We start from the raw sequence: 15,920 nt of genomic DNA, 5'->3' as shown, positions 1-15,920 counted from the left end.
ACGGGAGGACTCAGTCGCGGGTCCGGGCGCTCAGGCGTTCGCGCACCCACCACAGGGCGGCGCCCGACGCCAGTACCACGGCCCCGACGCCGACCACGGGCAACGGCAGGCTGCACGCCAGCACGACACAGCCCACGAGGCCGCCCAGGGGCACCAGGAGCGGGGGACGGGGCTCCTCGGGTCCCAGGCGCAGCGCCGAGGCGTTGGTGATGGCGTAGTAGACCAGCGCCCCGAACGCGGAGAAGGAGATCGCGCCGGTCAGGTCGGTGAACAGCACCAGGACCACCACGACCGCGGCGATCGCCGCCTCGGCGTAGGCCGGCACCCCGTGGCGGCCGACCCTCCGGTCCAGCACCCGGGGCAGATGCCCGTCGGCGGCCATCGCCGCGGTGGTGCGCGTGATCCCCGTCAGGAGGGTGACGAGGGCGCCCAGACAGGCCACGGCCACGCCCACGGCCACGAGCGGCACCGCCCACTCCAGCCCGGCGACCCGCACCACGTCGATCATCGGGGCGGTGGAGGCGATGAGCCTCTCCCGGCCCAGGACGATGAGCGTGCCGGTGCCCACCACCAGGTAGATCAGCAGCACCCCGCCCAGGGACAGGGCGATCGCGCGGGGGATGGTGGTCTCGGGACGGCGGACCTCGCCGCCCAGCGCGGCCACCCGGGCGTACCCGGTGAACGCGAAGAAGATCATCCCGGCCGCGCCCAGCACCCCGAAGGACCCCGGCCAGGGGCCCAGACCGTCGATCTCGGCCACGGCGGCCAGACGGCCGCTCATCGACATGGCGACCACGATCCCGGCCAGGACCGCCAGGACCACGACGAGCAGGGTCTTGACCACGAACGTGGAACGTCGGATCCCCCGGTGGCCCACCGCGGTCATCACGATCACGGCGGCGACCGCCACGGGTCTCTCCCAACCGGGGAGGACGTAGGTGGCGAAGGTGAGCGCCACGGCGGCGCAGGAGGCGATCTTGCCCACCACGAACGACCACCCGGCCAGATAGCCCCACAGGTCGCCCAGACGCGCCCGCCCGTACACGTAGGCGCCGCCCGACTCGGGATGGCAGGCGGCCAGACGGGCGGAGGACACCGCGTTGCAGTAGGCGACCAGCCCGGCGATGAGGATCGCCACGGGCAGCCACGCGCCGGCGTGCTGCGCGGCGGGGGCGAACACGGAGAAGACCCCCGCTCCCAGCATCGCGCCGGCGCCGATGGCGGCCGCGTCGACGGTGCCGAGCGCCCGTGCGGGTCCGGTCTGCGGTGATGAGGTGGTCAACGGGCGTCTCCTTGCCTGATGGACGTCGATGGCGGGCGCTCGGGCCCGGGGCCTCCCTCCCGGTCGACGTTTCGAGTGTGCCCGATGCCGGTGACCGCCGAGTGCGTTCCTCCCGGGGTGAGGGTGGCCACTTCCGGTCCTGCGGGCACCCGCGGGACCGGAGCGGAGGGGCCGGACAGGGAAGGACCCCCGACCCGTGGGGTCGGGGGTCCGGTGCCTCCCGCTCGCCGCGCCCGATCAGGTGGGACGCCACGGGGTACCGGTGTTGTCGTTGATGTCCTCCGCGGCGACCTGCCGGAGCTGACGTGAGAGATCGGACAGGGCTCGGGAGACGGCGAGTTCCTCACCGATCTCGGGGACGTCCACGTCCATCGGGTGCTTGCGGGCCATGCCGTGTCCGCGCAGCGCCGTACCGTCGTCGGCGACCATGCCCACCTCGGCCCAGGTCCGCGCGGCATCGCCCTCGTTCTCCTCGGCGATGACGACGTCGACGTTCCAGCGCTTGGTCGTGTGCATCTGCGCCCCCTCCGTGATCGTCCCGGCCCCCGTGCCGGGTGGGTGTTCGATGTGCGCGTCCGGTCCCGGGTAGACCAGAGCGTCGTGTCCCCGCTCGGCGTCGAGCCAGTGCACCCGGTACGGGGGCTCTCCACCCGACCCCCGGACACCCGTGACGATCCCGGTCCGACGGTGCGTGTCGGCACGCCGGCCCTCGACGACCAGACGATCTCCTACCTGTGCTCGCATGGGTTCCCCCGCAAACCTCGGCTACCTCCATCTTCGGCACCCGCCACCGGGTCGTGGCGGGGCTTGGCGTGTCGTTTCCCGCGGCATGTGAGGTTTTTACCCGGGCCCCGACGCCCGTCGGTGCTGGTAGCGTCACGGCGTGGCCCAGCACTACTTCGACTCCGACCCGGACGCCGCCAGCCGTCCCTCCACCGCCGACCTGGTCCTGCCCGACCTGCACCTGAGGTTGCACACCGATCGCGGGATCTTCTCGCCCGACAGGATCGACCTGGGCACCCGGGTCCTGCTGGAGACGGTGCCGGCGCCCCCGCCCGAGGGTCGGCTGCTGGACCTGGGCTGCGGTTACGGTCCGATCGCCCTGACCCTGGCCTCGCGCGCCCCCGCCGCGACCGTGCTGGGGGTGGACGTCAACTCCCGCGCGGTGGGACTGGCCCGGCGCAACGCCTCCGCACACGGGCTGGACAACGCCCGGTTCGCGCTGATCACCCCGGAGGGGGAGGCCGCGGAGGACGACGGCCCCGCGCTGACCGGGCCCTTCGACGCGATCTGGTCCAACCCGCCGATCCGCGTCGGCAAGGACGTCCTGCACACCCTGCTGCGCGTGTGGTTGGGCCGGCTGTCCGTCGAGGGGGTCGCCCATCTGGTGGTGCAGCGCCATCTGGGCGCCGACTCCCTCCAGAAGTGGCTGGACGCCCAGGGGTTGCCCGCGGAGCGGGTCGCCTCCCGGGCGGGCTTTCGCGTGTTGGCGGTCCGCCGCGCCGGGACCGACGGGGACGCCGCGCCCCGGTGAGGGACCGCCCGGCGCGGCCCGCGCGGAAACCGCACCTTCGACACGTGTGCCCCGTTGTGTCCGGGCACACGTGCACGGTGGCCCCCCTGCCGGTAACCTGTGGTGCGAGCACCCGACGGGTGCCGACACCCATCCACGGATCCCGCTGAGGAACACACCGCAGTTGAGCACGCAGTTGCGCCCTACGGACGTCAAACGCCTGAACCGCCAATGGCGCAGGAGCACCGAGGGGCGCCTCGCCCTGATCGTCGAATCGGTCACCCAGCCCTACAACCTCGGCTCGATCCTGCGCACCTGCGCGACCCTCGGGGTGGACCGGCTCTGGCTCACCGGCAACAGCGCCGACCCCTTGGACCCCAAGGTCGGCAAGACCGCCCTGGGCACCGCCGCCAAGGTGGCCCACGTCCGGGTCGACTCCACCGCCGAGGCGCTGACCGCCGCCCGCGGTGACGGGTACAAGGTGGTCGCCCTCGAACTGGCCTCCGGGGCCGTGCCGTTGCACGCCGCCCCGTTGGAGGCCGACGTGTGCCTGGCCGTCGGCGCCGAGGACCACGGCTGCTCCCCCGCCCTCCTGGCGGGCGCGGACGCCATCACCTATATTCCCCAGATCGGGCGGGTGGGATCGCTGAACGTGGCCGTGGCCACCGCGATCGCGCTCGCCGAGGCCCGCCGTCGTGAGTGGGCCTCCCTCGGTGGTGAGGCCGACGCCGCGATCGGGAACTGATCGGATGAGGCGGGGAACTTTTCCCCGCCCTCCTTCGTCCTTGATCGCGGACAGGTCTCCCACCTGTCACAGCCGTACCCGAAACGGCGAAATCCTGAGCGCATGAGCGCAGAGAGAGGAACAGTGGACCCGTCCCGAAGTACCGGCGGCATCCCCAAGGGATGCTGCGGCTCCGAAACCGACGAGCCTCCTTCTCCAGGGGGCACGCGCCCTCACAGAACCGTTCCCGGTGACACCGGGAACACCTCCCAGGCGGTGCGTGTCCGATGATCGGCACCGTTCTCAGTATCGGCCTGGGGATCCTGGTGGTCTTCCTGATCACCGTGGCGACGGGATACTTCGTCGCCCAGGAATTCGGCTACATGGCCGTGGACCGCTCCCGTCTGCGGGCGCGGGCCTCGGCGGGTGACGCCGGCGCCCAACGGGCGCTGAACATCACCAACCGCACATCGTTCATGCTCTCCGGTGCCCAACTGGGCATCACCGTCACCGCGCTGCTCGTCGGCTACGTCGCCGAGCCCCTGATCGGCGAGGGCGTAGGCGAACTCCTCGGCGGCGTCGGGGTGCCCACCGGCATCGGCGTCGCGCTCGGCACCGTTCTGGCGCTGTTGTTCTCGACCGTCGTGCAGATGGTCTTCGGTGAGCTCTTCCCCAAGAACCTGGCCATCGCCCGGCCCGAACCGGTCGCGCGCGCCCTGGCCCTGTCCACGGGGATCTACCTGAAGATCTTCGGCCCGGTCATCTGGCTGTTCGACCAGGCCGCGATCCTGCTGCTCAAGCTGGCGCGGATCGAGCCGGTGGAGGACGTCCAGCACGCGGCGACCCCGCGCGACCTGGAGAGCATCATCGCCGAGTCCAAGCAGAGCGGGGACCTTCCCGCCGAGCTGTCCACCCTGTTGGACCGCACCCTGGACTTCCACGAGAGCACCGCCGGGCACGCGATGATCCCGAGGCCCGAGGTCACCACCGTGGAGGAGGGCGATCCGGTCAGCCGGGTCGTCGAGCTCATGGCCTCCGACCACTCCCGTTTCCCGGTCCTGGGCGACGGCGTCGACGACATCGTGGGCGTCATCTGCCTGCGCGACGTGCTCGCGCTGGGCGACCGGGACCTGAACGAGGTCAAGGTCAGCGAGGTGGCCCGCCCGACCGTCATGGTGCCGGCGTCGCTGCCGCTGCCGGGCGTCCTCGACCAGCTGCGCGAGGCGAACGAGGAGTTCGCGTGCGTGGTGGACGAGTACGGCGGTCTGGCCGGTGTGATCACCACCGAGGACCTGGCCGAGGAACTGGTCGGCGAGATCGCCGACGAGCACACCCCGGAGGAGGAGATCCCCGCGCACCTGGAGGCCGAGGGCTCCTACCTGGTCCCGGGCGCGCTGCACATCGACGAGGTGGAGCGGCTCATCGAGCACGAGCTGCCCGAGGGCGACTACGAGACCCTGGGCGGTCTGGTCATCCACGAGCTGCACCGGTTGCCGGAGGTGGGCGACACCGTCGAACTGGCGTTGCCGCGTCCGGGCAGCGCCCACGATGAGGACCCCGACATGGCCCTGACCCTGCGGGTGGCCTCCGTCCAGCGGCACGTGCCGCACACGGTGGAGGTCCGCCTGCACGAGGCCGGCGCCGATCAGGCCGCGGAGGTGCGCGCATGAGCGACATGAACATCTGGGTGGCGGTGACGCTGACCGTCATCATCATCGCGTTGAGCGCGTTCTTCGTCGCCATCGAGTTCGCGCTGGTGGCGGCCCGCCGGTACCGGTTGGAGGAGGCCGCCAAGACCAGTGCCTCGGCACGGGCGGCCGTCAAGAGCGCCCGGGACCTGTCGCTGTTGCTGGCCGGTTCCCAGCTGGGCATCACGCTGTGCGCGTTGGCCCTGGGCGCCATCTCCAAGCCGGCGGTGCACCACCTGCTGGAGCCGCTGTTCGGGGGTCTGCCCGGCGCGCTCGGCTATGTGGTGTCCTTCGTGCTGTCACTGATCGTGGTGACGTTCCTGCACCTGGTCGTGGGCGAGATGGCCCCCAAGTCGTGGGCGATCTCCCACCCGGAGAAGTCGGCGATCATGCTGGCGCTGCCGATGCGGGCGTTCATGTGGTTCACCCGACCGCTGCTGTTGGCCCTCAACGGGATGGCCAACTGGTTCCTGCACCGGTTCGGGGTCGAGGCCGTGGACGAGATGAGTTCGGGTCACAACCCCGAGGACGTGCGGGAACTGGTGGAGCACTCGGCCAAGGCCGGTGCGCTGGACCCCGAACGCCGTGACCAGCTGGCCACCGCCCTGGAGGTCAACTCCCGTCCGGTGAGCGAGATCGTCACCCCGAGTGGGGAGATCGCCTCGGTGGGCCCCGACGCCGGAGTGGAGGAGATCAAGCGGGTCTCCCGCGAGTCCACGCACCTGCGTCTGGTGGTCATGGACGGCGATGAGCCGGTGGGCGTGCTGCACGTGCGCGAGGCGCTCGTGGGCCCGCCCGGGACGACCGCCGCGGATCTGATGCGCCCGGTGCTGACGCTGCCGGCGAGCACGCCGATGTACTCGGCGATGAGCATCATGCGGGAGAGCCGCAGCCACCTGTCCCTGGTCGAGGAGGACGGTCGGACCATCGGTCTGGTCACCCTCCAGGACATCCTGGACCGGTTGCTGCTGCTGGAGGTCGCCGCCTGACGGTGACGTCCGCGGGGGCCCTGGGTCGTACGACCCAGGGCCCCCGCTCGTACGCCCGTCCGAGGTCGGCGCCGACCCGACCTCGGCCCGGCGCGACGGGCGGCGAGGAGCCGCCGACGGTCTCGACGGCGACATGACGAGGGGAGGGCCGCCGGGCGGCGCCCCTCCCCCGTCGTCCGTCGGTCAGGAGGTCTTGACCGACAGCTTCACCTCGATGTTGCCGCGGGTGGCGCGGGAGTAGGGGCACATCTGGTGGGCGGCCTCGACCAGTTCCTCCGCCTTCGCCTGGTCGATACCGGGGATGGTGACGTCCAGCTCCACTTCCAGGTCCAGGCCCTCGTCGGACTTGCCGAGGCTGACGTGGGACTCGATGGTGGAACCGTCGACGTCCGCCTTGGCCTTGCGGGCCACGGCCTTGAGGGCGCCGTGGAAGCACGCGGCGTAGCCGACGGCGAAGAGCTGTTCGGGGTTGGTGCCGGGGCCGTCGTCGCCGCCCATGCCCTTGGGCACGGACAGGTCGACGTCGAGGCGCCCGTCGCCGGTGCTGCCGTGACCCTTGCGCCCTTCACCGGTGACGGTGGCCTGGGCGGTGTACATGACGTCGTATGCCATGGATTCCTCTCTTGACGGCCCCGCTCGACGGGGCCGATGTGACGTTGGTCCGTCGGTCCGTCATTCCCCGCAGGGGCGGCGCGCGGACAGTGCCTCGACCGAGCGGGTGAGCTCGTCGAGGGTGGCGTGCAGTTCGCGGATCCGCCCGGTGGACAGGTCCGAGGCGCGCAGGAGCCGGGCGGGGATGCCCAGGGCCCGCCCGCGAAGCGCGGCGCCGTTGTCGGTGAGACCGATCTCGACGACGCGTTCGTCGGCGGAGCTGCGGGTGCGGGTGATCAACCCGGCACCCTCCAGCCGGCGCAGCAGGGGCGACAGGGTGCCCGAATCCAGGTGCAGGACCCGGCTCAGCCCCTTGACGCTGAGGGTGCGGTGCTCCCACAGCGCGAGCATGACCAGGTACTGGGGATAGGTCAGGCCCAGGTCGCCCAGCAGTTCCCGGTAGAGCCCGGTCAGGGCGCGGGAGGCCGCGTAGAGGGAGAAGCACAGCTGGTTGTCCAGGGCGAGCGGATCGTCCTCGATGGTGGCCATGGTCCCTCCTCCGTGCTCGGGGCGGTCCCACCGTAACAGGAATCGGTTGTGTACAACAAGATTGAGTACAAATCTTTTTTCGCGCGTGCCGGGGCCCGACGGGGCGGGCCGCCCACCGGCGACCCGCCCCACCGTGCCTCACAGGAAGCGGACGCCCTGCGCCAAGGGCAGGTCACCGCTGAAGTTGACGGTGTTGGTGGCCCGGCGCATGTACGCCTTCCACGAGTCCGAACCCGACTCCCGGCCACCGCCGGTCTCCTTCTCCCCGCCGAAGGCCCCGCCGATCTCCGCACCCGAGGTGCCGATGTTGACGTTGACGATCCCGCAGTCGGACCCGGCCGCGGACAGGAACCGCTCCGCCTCCGCCTGGTCTCCGGTGAAGATCGCCGAGGAGAGCCCCTGCGGAACCCCGTTGTGCAGCTCCACCGCCTCCTCCAGCGTGCGGTAGGTCAGCACGTACAGGATCGGCGCGAACGTCTCCTCGCGCACCACCTCGGTCTGGGCGGGCATGCGCACCACCGCGGGCTCCACGTAGTAGGCGTCCTTGGCCGCCTCCTCCAGCCGCCGTGACCCGCCCACCAGGACCCGACCGCCGTCGGCCTCGGCACGGGCCAGCGCGTCGCGCATCGCCGTGTGGCCGCGCTCACCGATCAGCGGACCCACCAGGGTGTCCTCGGCGAAGGGGTCCCCGATCCGGTCCCGGAGCCGCCCGTAGGCGTCCGTGATCCGCTCGACGACCTCCTCCACCACGTCCTCGTGCACGATGAGCCGGCGCAGCGTCGTGCAGCGCTGCCCCGCCGTGCCCGCCGCCGCGAACACGCTGCCGCGCATCACCAGGTCCAGATCGGCCGAGGGGGCCACCACCGCGGCGTTGTTGCCGCCCAGCTCCAGCAGGTACCGTCCCATCCGCGCCGCGACCCGCGGCGCCACCGCCTTACCCATCGCCGTGGACCCGGTCGCCGACACCAGCGCCACCCGGGCGTCGTCCACCAGCGCCTCGCCCACCTCGCGGCCCCCCAGCACCACCCGGTGCACGTCGGCCGGGGCCCCGGTCTCCCGCGCGGCGCGCATCAGCAGCGCGTGACAGGCCGACGCCGTCAACGTCGTCAGCTCCGAGGGCTTCCACACCACCGTGTCACCGCACACCAGCGCGATACAGGTGTTCCACGACCACACCGCCACCGGGAAGTTGAACGCGGTGATCACCCCGACCACGCCCAAGGGGTGCCAGGTCTCCATGAGCCGGTGCCCGGGCCGCTCCGAGGGCATCGTCCGCCCGTACAACTGCCGGGACAGCCCCACCGCGAACTCGCAGACGTCGATCATCTCCTGGACCTCGCCCAGCGCCTCGGAACGGATCTTGCCCGCCTCAAGGGTGACCAGCTCGGCCAGGTCCTCCTTGTGCTCGCGCAGCAACTCGCCCAACCGCCGCACCAACGCCCCGCGCACCGGAGCCGGGGTGTCACGCCATGCCGGGAAGGCCCCCTGGACGGCCGTGATCGCCCGCGCCGTGGAGTCGGCGGTGTCGAACTCCACCGGGAAGAGGATCCCCCCGGTCACGGGGGTCCGAGCGGTCCCGGCCGCACCGACCGGCTCGGGCAGTCGCTCGACACCGCACCGGGCCAGCGCCTCCTCGGCGCGTTCGGCGAGGTGCCCGGTGTCGGGGAGTGCGGAAGTGTTCATGTGAGACTCTCTTCGTCGAGAGGGGGCAGGACACTCAACACCCTGTCAAGCGCGGCGCCCTCGGTCCAGCCCCATCGTCGGGTTTCACCGCACCCCCGATCCCCCTCGCCGGCCCCGGTGTCGCCGGCGTTAGACTCGGGCGCCCCTGCCCCGGCCGCCGCCGGGGCCGCCTCCGAGACAGACAGCGATCCCTTGCACCACGACATCACCCCCGAAGAGGACCGCGCCACCCTCGACGTCCCCCGGAGGATCCTCGAACGTTCGGGTTTCGGAGCCGCCGATCCCCTCTTCGGCGCCGACCTCAACGACGCCGGCGACCCGGAGGAGGCCCGCCAGACCGTCGCCTCCCACGCCTCACGCCTGTGGACGGAGGCCGCCCGCACCGACGTCGGAACGGTCGACGACCGCCCCCTGTACTGGGCACGCCTGCTCCTGGCCGCCCGACTGCGCACCTGGAAGCCGACCTTCGACCTCACCGAGGCCGACCGCTCCGGGCTGCTCCACCTCTTGGAGACCGCCTCGCGCGGCATCACCGAACTGGTCTTCCCACCCGGGGAACGGCTCCTGCGCGTCGTCGTCACCGGGTTCGACCCCTTCCGCCTGGACGAGGACCCGGCCTGCGCCAACCCCTCGGGGGCCGCCGCCCTGGACCTGAACGGGTGGACCTTCACCGTGGGCGAGCGCACCGCCGTGGTGCGCACCGCCGTCTTCCCGGTGCGCTGGAGCGACTTCGACGCCGGGCTGGTCGAGGAGGCCCTGGGCCGCGCCTACGGCGAGGCCGACGCGGTCCTCACCCTCAGCCGCGGCCGACCCGACCGGTTCGACCTGGAGGTGTGGAACGGGGTGTGGCGCGGCGGCGGGACCGACAACCTGGGCGTGGCCCGCACCGGTCGGGCCCTCGCCGCCGACGCGCCCGAATGGACCCGCTCGTCCCTGCCCCTGGACCTGATCGTCGACCGGGTCGGGGGACCCGTCGTGATCAACACGGAGGTCACCGAGGTCCCGGCCGGAGCCGAGGAACCGGTCGTACGCCCCCAGGGCCCCACCGAGGGTTCCACGGCCAGACGCGGGGGCGGCGGCGACTACCTGTCCAACGAGATCGCCTACCGCAACACGCTGCTGCGCGACCGGGCCGGCTCGTCGATCCCCGCCGGACACGTGCACCTGCCGCGGACCGACTCCATCGAGGAGCACGCGCCGGTCCTGGCCCGGGTCCGCGAGATCGTGGCGACGGTGGCGGCCGGCGTCGCCTGACACGCCGACGGGCGCGCGGCCCTCGGCCGCGCGCCCGTTCCGGCGTCCCCCGCGATCGACGCCTCCGGCGGGGAACCGCGCACCTACATGTAGGCGAGGATCCCGGTCGCGCCGTACATGATCAGGACGAGCACGAAGCCGACGGCCCCCACGGCGAACAGCACCCAGGAGATGATCGTGCACACCTTGGCGGCCTGGGGGCTGCTGGTGGCGATCGCCGCACCGATGATGCCCAGGACCAGGCCGACGACCGATATCCACGTGCACAGGCACAGGCCGATGACGTTGGCGATGATCGCACCGATGGGCGCGCCGAGACCGAAGGGCGGTTCCCGGTCTCCGTACCCCCCGCCGGGGGGAGGCGGGGGGTGACCGCCCCCGGGCGGGGGATAGCCGCCCGGACCTCCGTAGGGAGGAGGCGGGTAACCGCCCGGACCACCCGGCGGTGGTGGCGGGTACCCGCCACCACCCGCCGAAGGCGGGGGGAAGTACCCTCCGGTGCCGTTGTTCGGCGGCCAGCCGGGTCCTGGACCGTGATTCATGAGTCCCTTTCACACGTGTGCGCGGGCGTTCCCACGTCATGCCCTTGGACGCCCGTCACGGACCCGGGGTTCTGGCAGGTCCGGACTTCACCAAAAGGTGACACAGAGTCCCCATCCGGGCGCGTTCCGATTCCACCCGGGGGGTCCACCTCCGATATGGTCCCCTCGTGCTTGTCACCTCACTTCGCCGAAAAGTCGCGATCACAGCCGCCCTGGGACTGCTCCTGGTACCGGGCTGCCACGCAGCGGAACAGGCCCTGCCCTACGCGGAGGCGGTGCGCGTCCCACTCGACGCGTGGCCCGGAATGACGGTGGGCACCCGCTCGGTGACCACCGACGCCGGCACCGTCGGGTACCGCTACCCGGTCCTGGGCCCCGACCATCCGCTGACCACGGAGATCCACACCTCGATGGCCGAGCGCCAGACCGCCTTCATGGAGGACCTGCCCGACCGGGGCACGCCCGAACTGTTCCAGGACTCCACCGTCCTGGCGGCCTCACCCCGGGTCGTGGGGGTCCGCGTCACGGAGACCCTCAAGGCCGGGGTCAACGAGACCTTCGCGGCCCGCACCCTGTGGTACGACGTCGAGAACGACGCGATCGTCCCCTGGACCTCGCTGTTCCGCGACGAGGCGGCCATCGAGAGGGCCCACCTGGCCGTCGCGGCCGTGCTGGAGGAGGGCTACGACATGCCGACCGAACAGCTGCCCGGCCTGGTCGGCGAGGTGGCCCTACGCGTCACGGAGGCCGAGTCCGAACCCGAGGAGGCAGCCGCCGGCGCCTCTCCGGCGTCGGGGGACGGCGAGGGGGAGCCCCTGGACCTGTCCGATCCCGAGCAGGCGCTGCGGGCCGCCGAACTCTGGGAGGGCTCACCCCTGGCCGACCTGGCCTTCAGCACCGCCGGCGGGTTGGCGGTGCGCATGGAACCGGGCGAGGTGCCCGGCGCGGGCCGGGTCAGCGAGGTGCTGCTGCCCGTGGAGGCCGAGGCCACCGAGGACCTGCTGTCGGAGCTGGGCTACCACGCCCGCCAGGCGGCGCTGGGCGAACCCGACTTCCCCCTGGACGGCGAACTGTCCGCCGAGGGCGACTCCCTGGACTGCGTCCGACTCAAGTGCGTCGCGCTGACCTTCGACGACGGACCCGGCGAGGACACCGGTCGGCTGCTCGACATGCTCGCGGACTACGACGCGCGCGCCACGTTCTACGTGCTGGGCTCGCTGGTGGAGGAGTTCCCCGAGGTGGTGGAGCGGACCCACGCCGAGGGCCACGAGATGGGCAATCACTCCTGGAAGCACGACGACCTGGCCGGCATGTCCGAGCAGGGGGTCGCCAAGGACATCGGCCGCACCAACCAGGCGGTGCGCGCGATCACCGGGTCGGACCCGTGGACCATCCGTCCGCCCTACGGGTCGCTCAACGGGACCGTCCGCAAGGCCGTGGACCAGCCGTTGATCCTGTGGGACGTGGACACCATGGACTGGCAGAGCCGCGACACCGCCAAGGTCGCCGAGCACGCCCTGACGCACACCACCTCCGGCAGTGTGGTGCTGTTCCACGACATCCACCCCACCACGGTGGACGCCGTACCCGAGGTGCTGGCGGGACTGCACCACCAGGGGTACCACTTCGTCACCGTGACCGACCTGTTCGGTCTCCAGGCACTGTCCCCGGGCGACGTGTACACCGACGCGCGCGTGGGCTGACCGGCGGGAACGCGTGAAACCCCGCTGAGGCGGGGTTTCACGCGTTTCATTCCCCGATGAGCGCAAAGAGTGCTTCGTCACTTCATGGGGTTTTCCCTTTTCCCAGGTCATGGGCTCGCATACATTCACCTGCGTGAACGTTACGCTTCCGAAACACAAAATCGCCCTGGGAGCGACCGGCGGACTCGCCGTCGCCGCGTCCGTGCTCCTCTTCCCCGCCGCCCCCGCCGCGGCCGACACCACCCTCTCCGCCGAGGCGAAGAACCTGGACTGCGCCCAGGTCGAGTGCGTGGCCCTCACCTTCGACGACGGCCCCGGCCCGTACACCGACGAGGTCCTGGACGCCCTCGACGACCACGACGCCAAGGCCACCTTCTATGTGCTCGGCTCCAAGGTCGGCGACTTCACCGACACCGTCGAGCGCATGGCCGACGCAGGCCACGAGGTCGGCAACCACACCTGGGACCACGACGACCTGGCCACCCTGTCCGGCGACGCGATCAGGGACGACCTCGCGCGCACCGACAAGGCCATCGAGGACGTCACCGGCGAGACGCCCACCACCATGCGCCCGCCCTACGGCTCCCTGAACGACACCGCGCGCGAGGCCATCGACAAGCCCATCGTCCTGTGGGACGTCGACACCCTCGACTGGCAGAGCCGCGACAGCGACGCCGTCACCGACGTGACCCTCCAGGAGACCGACAAGGGCAGCGTCGTCCTCTTCCACGACATCCACGAGAGCACCGTGGACGCCGTCCCCGACATCCTCGACGGCCTGGCCGAGGACGGCTACCACTTCGTGACCGTCTCCGAACTCGCGGGTGAGGACATGGAGCCGGGCACCGCGATCACCGACGCCCGCTGACCTACAGCATCCGCCGCAGGATCCTCTCCTTGAGATCGGTGATCGGCGCGTAGGCGAGCCGCATGGTGTCCAACGCCAACGACTTGTCCAGCACCGACTTGACGTGCGAGAAGGTGTCGATCGACGCCGACGAGTGGTAGGCGCCCATCCCGCTCTCGCCCACCCCGCCGAACGGCAGGTCGGGCACGGCCAGGTGGGCGATGGGCAGACCGAACCCGAGGCCACCGGAAGAGGTCTCGGTGGTCAACCGGCGCTTGGTGGTGTCCGACTCGGTGAACGCGTACAGGGCCAGCGGCTTGTCGCGCTCGTTGACGAAGGCGATGGCCGCGTCCAGGTCGGGGACCCGGAGCACGGGCAGGATCGGTCCGAAGATCTCCTCGGCCATGACCGGGGTGTCGGCGGTGACGTCGCCCAGGATCGTCGGTGCGAGGTACAGGTCCTCGCGGTCGCCGCGACCGCCCGCCACCACGGTTCCCCCCTCCAGCAGGGCCGTGAGCCGGTCGAAGTGGCGCTCGTTGACGATGCGCCCGTAGTCGGGGCTGGCCTTGGGGTCCTCACCGAACATCTCGGTGATGGCGGCGCCCAGCTCCTTCTGGAGGGTGTCGGCGGTGTCGCCGATGGCCAGCACGTAGTCGGGGGCCACACAGGTCTGGCCCGCGTTGGTGAACTTTCCCCACACCAGACGGCGGGCCGTGGTCGCCAGGTCCACACCGGGCTCCACGATCGCGGGGCTCTTACCGCCCAGCTCCAGGGTGACCGGGGTCAGGTGCTTGACCGCGGCGGCCATGACGATACGGGCCACCTGGGCGTTGCCGGTGTAGAAGATGTGGTCGAAGTGCTGCTCCAGAAGGGCGGTGCTCTCGGGCACCCCGCCCTCGATCACGGCGATCGCCTCGGTGTCCAGGTAGCGGGGCAGCAGCTCGGCCAGGAGCGCCGAGGTCGCCGGGGACAGCTCGCTGGGCTTGAGCACCACGGTGTTGCCGGCGGCGACGGCGCCGACCAGGGGGGCCAGCGCCAGGTTGATCGGGTAGTTCCACGGGCTGATGACGAGCACCGTGCCGAGCGGCTCGCGGACCGTGCGGGCCCTGGCGGGGGCCATGGCCATGGGCACCGCGACGCGCTTGGGCCGCAGCCACGAGGCGAGGTTCTTGAGGGTGTGGTCGATCTCGTTGACCACGAAACCGATCTCGGTGGTGTGGGCCTCGACGGGGCTCTTGCCGAGATCGGCCTTGAGCGCCCTCTCCAGAGCGGGGCGCTCCTCCACCAGCAGGGCGCGCAACCGCCGCAGTTGGGCGCGCCGCCAGTCGATGGGCTTGGTGCGGCCGGAGGCGAAGACGGCGCGCAGTTCGCGCACCCGCGCGGCGATCCTCTCGCCGGCGCCGTCGTCGATGGGGGCGGGGACCGCGCTCTGGATCGTGGCCTGCTGGACCGTGGGGGTGCCGGGGGTGTCGTTGGTCATGGCCGAATACTAAACGAAACCTTTTCGTTTTGAACAGGGCCCGTAGGATGTCACCATGACCACGGACCATCTGCCGGAGACGACACCCCGCCGAGGAAGGCCGAGGGACGCCGCCCGGGATCGCGCGCTGATGGACGCCACCCTGACCGAACTCCAGTTGCACGGGTACGGGGGGCTGACCACCGCCGCCGTCGCCCGCCGCGCGGGGGTCTCCACCGCCACCCTGTACCGGCGGTGGCGCTCCAAGGAGCACCTGGTGATCGGCGCCGCCGGGGTCTGGGCCGAGGATCTGGGGCCCGACCGCGACACGGGGGGCCTGCGCTCGGACCTGCGCACGCTGCTGCACGACAAGGCGACCGCCCTGGACGGGCCCTCGGGGCGGCTGCTGCGCGCCATCCTGGGCGAGGCCGCCCACAACCGGGCGCTGGCGGACGTGCTGACGCAGGAGTACGTGGCGCCGTTGCAGGACCGCGTGGCGACCCTGCTGACCCGCGCGGTCGCCCGGGGGGAGATCCCGCCCGTGGAGGACCCGGTGGTGGTGGGCGAGCTGGTGATCGGGCCGATGATCACGCACACGTTCCTGATCCCGCACACCCCCGACTCCCGACCGGGGGCGGAGGTGGCGGAACGACTGCTGCCCTACCTCCTGCGCGCCCTGGGCGCCCGGACGGAGTAGGGCCCGACTCCCCCGTCGGCCACGACACGCCGGACCCTTCCGAGGCGGGGCCGTGGAGGGGTGTGCGGCGTAGCCGCACGCGAATCGGTGGTTGTGGGTCCGTCGTTTCCGGAACCCCCACCTTTACGACGTAGATTCATTAATGTCGAGGGGGCGGCCCGTTCCGACCGCGCGGACACCCGCGGCGGCCACCTCCGGCGGCGCGCGGAACCTCAGCCCTAGTCAGGGTTCGAACATGGATATGACGTTCGGGCCCGCAACGCCCGGGATCACGCTAGGCTGCCCCCATAACTCCACCCCGTGACTCCCCCACCACGGAAAAGAGCGGGGCCGCCCGGTGCTACCAACACCGAACGGCCCCTGACCAACCGACCTGAAACCAGCAGGAAGGCGGCTAGG

At 71.5% G+C, this 15,920-nt stretch carries 15 protein-coding genes; 8 read left to right on the top strand and 7 right to left on the bottom strand.

Going from position 1 to position 15,920, the window contains the following annotated elements; genetic code table 11:
• Nucleotides 1–10: 10 nt before the first annotated feature.
• Together RM479_RS25930 and RM479_RS25925 are read right to left on the bottom strand one after the other, a co-directional pair.
• Nucleotides 11–1,282: an APC family permease gene (locus RM479_RS25930; protein WP_311514313.1), complete on the bottom strand. Its 1,272-nt coding sequence runs from the start codon at nucleotides 1,280–1,282 to the stop codon at nucleotides 11–13.
• A gap of 237 nt (nucleotides 1,283–1,519) precedes the next feature.
• Nucleotides 1,520–2,026: a dsRBD fold-containing protein gene (locus RM479_RS25925; RefSeq protein ID WP_274810465.1), complete on the bottom strand. Its 507-nt coding sequence runs from the start codon at nucleotides 2,024–2,026 to the stop codon at nucleotides 1,520–1,522.
• 139 nt (nucleotides 2,027–2,165) lie between these two features.
• Between RM479_RS25925 and RM479_RS25920 the strand changes: the two genes are divergently transcribed.
• The 4 genes from RM479_RS25920 to RM479_RS25905 all read left to right on the top strand — a co-directional run bounded on the left by RM479_RS25920 (nucleotide 2,166) and on the right by RM479_RS25905 (nucleotide 6,196).
• Nucleotides 2,166–2,816: a class I SAM-dependent methyltransferase gene (locus RM479_RS25920; protein ID WP_311514312.1), complete on the top strand. Its 651-nt coding sequence runs from the start codon at nucleotides 2,166–2,168 to the stop codon at nucleotides 2,814–2,816.
• Between the two features lie 163 nt (nucleotides 2,817–2,979).
• Entirely contained in the window at nucleotides 2,980–3,540 is a 561-nt protein-coding gene (locus tag RM479_RS25915) for a TrmH family RNA methyltransferase (protein ID WP_311514311.1), read from the top strand.
• Between the two features lie 266 nt (nucleotides 3,541–3,806).
• On the top strand, nucleotides 3,807–5,189 hold the full coding sequence (locus RM479_RS25910; protein ID WP_311514310.1) for a hemolysin family protein: 1,383 nt from the start codon (nucleotides 3,807–3,809) through the stop codon (nucleotides 5,187–5,189).
• A complete protein-coding gene (locus tag RM479_RS25905; RefSeq protein ID WP_311514309.1) occupies nucleotides 5,186–6,196 on the top strand; it encodes a hemolysin family protein in 1,011 nt (336 codons plus the stop codon). The genes RM479_RS25910 and RM479_RS25905 overlap by 4 nt, the downstream gene beginning before the upstream one ends.
• A gap of 183 nt (nucleotides 6,197–6,379) precedes the next feature.
• Here RM479_RS25905 and RM479_RS25900 read toward each other — a convergent pair whose 3' ends face one another.
• The 3 genes from RM479_RS25900 to amaB form a co-directional block, all read right to left on the bottom strand.
• Nucleotides 6,380–6,808 (bottom strand): organic hydroperoxide resistance protein, encoded by a 429-nt coding sequence (locus RM479_RS25900; RefSeq protein WP_311514308.1) that lies wholly within the window; start codon nucleotides 6,806–6,808, stop codon nucleotides 6,380–6,382.
• A gap of 60 nt (nucleotides 6,809–6,868) precedes the next feature.
• Entirely contained in the window at nucleotides 6,869–7,336 is a 468-nt protein-coding gene (locus RM479_RS25895) for a MarR family winged helix-turn-helix transcriptional regulator (RefSeq protein WP_311514307.1), read from the bottom strand.
• Between the two features lie 138 nt (nucleotides 7,337–7,474).
• A complete protein-coding gene (amaB, locus tag RM479_RS25890; RefSeq protein WP_311514306.1) occupies nucleotides 7,475–9,019 on the bottom strand; it encodes an L-piperidine-6-carboxylate dehydrogenase in 1,545 nt (514 codons plus the stop codon).
• 192 nt (nucleotides 9,020–9,211) lie between these two features.
• Between amaB and RM479_RS25885 the strand changes: the two genes are divergently transcribed.
• Nucleotides 9,212–10,273, top strand: coding sequence for a pyroglutamyl peptidase (locus tag RM479_RS25885; protein ID WP_311514305.1), 1,062 nt, complete (start codon nucleotides 9,212–9,214; stop codon nucleotides 10,271–10,273).
• An 83-nt stretch (nucleotides 10,274–10,356) separates the two neighbouring features.
• Here the strand turns inward: RM479_RS25885 and RM479_RS25880 are convergent, their stop codons facing one another.
• A complete protein-coding gene (locus tag RM479_RS25880) occupies nucleotides 10,357–10,815 on the bottom strand; it encodes a hypothetical protein (protein ID WP_311514304.1) in 459 nt (152 codons plus the stop codon).
• A 167-nt stretch (nucleotides 10,816–10,982) separates the two neighbouring features.
• On the opposite strand from RM479_RS25880, the gene RM479_RS25875 reads away from it, so the two are divergent.
• On the top strand, nucleotides 10,983–12,518 hold the full coding sequence (locus RM479_RS25875; RefSeq protein WP_311514303.1) for a polysaccharide deacetylase family protein: 1,536 nt from the start codon (nucleotides 10,983–10,985) through the stop codon (nucleotides 12,516–12,518).
• Nucleotides 12,519–12,651: 133 nt separating this feature from the next.
• A complete protein-coding gene (locus RM479_RS25870; RefSeq protein WP_311514302.1) occupies nucleotides 12,652–13,386 on the top strand; it encodes a polysaccharide deacetylase family protein in 735 nt (244 codons plus the stop codon).
• Between the two features lies 1 nt (nucleotide 13,387).
• Here RM479_RS25870 and RM479_RS25865 read toward each other — a convergent pair whose 3' ends face one another.
• Nucleotides 13,388–14,845, bottom strand: a complete 1,458-nt coding sequence (locus tag RM479_RS25865) for an aldehyde dehydrogenase family protein (protein ID WP_311514301.1) — start codon at nucleotides 14,843–14,845, stop codon at nucleotides 13,388–13,390.
• A gap of 55 nt (nucleotides 14,846–14,900) precedes the next feature.
• On the opposite strand from RM479_RS25865, the gene RM479_RS25860 reads away from it, so the two are divergent.
• The gene (locus tag RM479_RS25860) at nucleotides 14,901–15,521 is read left to right on the top strand and encodes a TetR/AcrR family transcriptional regulator (protein ID WP_274810478.1); all 621 of its coding nucleotides are present in this window, start codon (nucleotides 14,901–14,903) and stop codon (nucleotides 15,519–15,521) included.
• Nucleotides 15,522–15,920 lie beyond the last annotated feature (399 nt).

This window comes from Nocardiopsis lambiniae, from assembly GCF_031845465.1.
GTDB lineage: Bacteria > Actinomycetota > Actinomycetes > Streptosporangiales > Streptosporangiaceae > Nocardiopsis > Nocardiopsis lambiniae.
The sequence above is the reverse complement of the archived record's forward strand: the minus strand, read 5'-3'. Positions and strand labels throughout refer to the sequence as shown.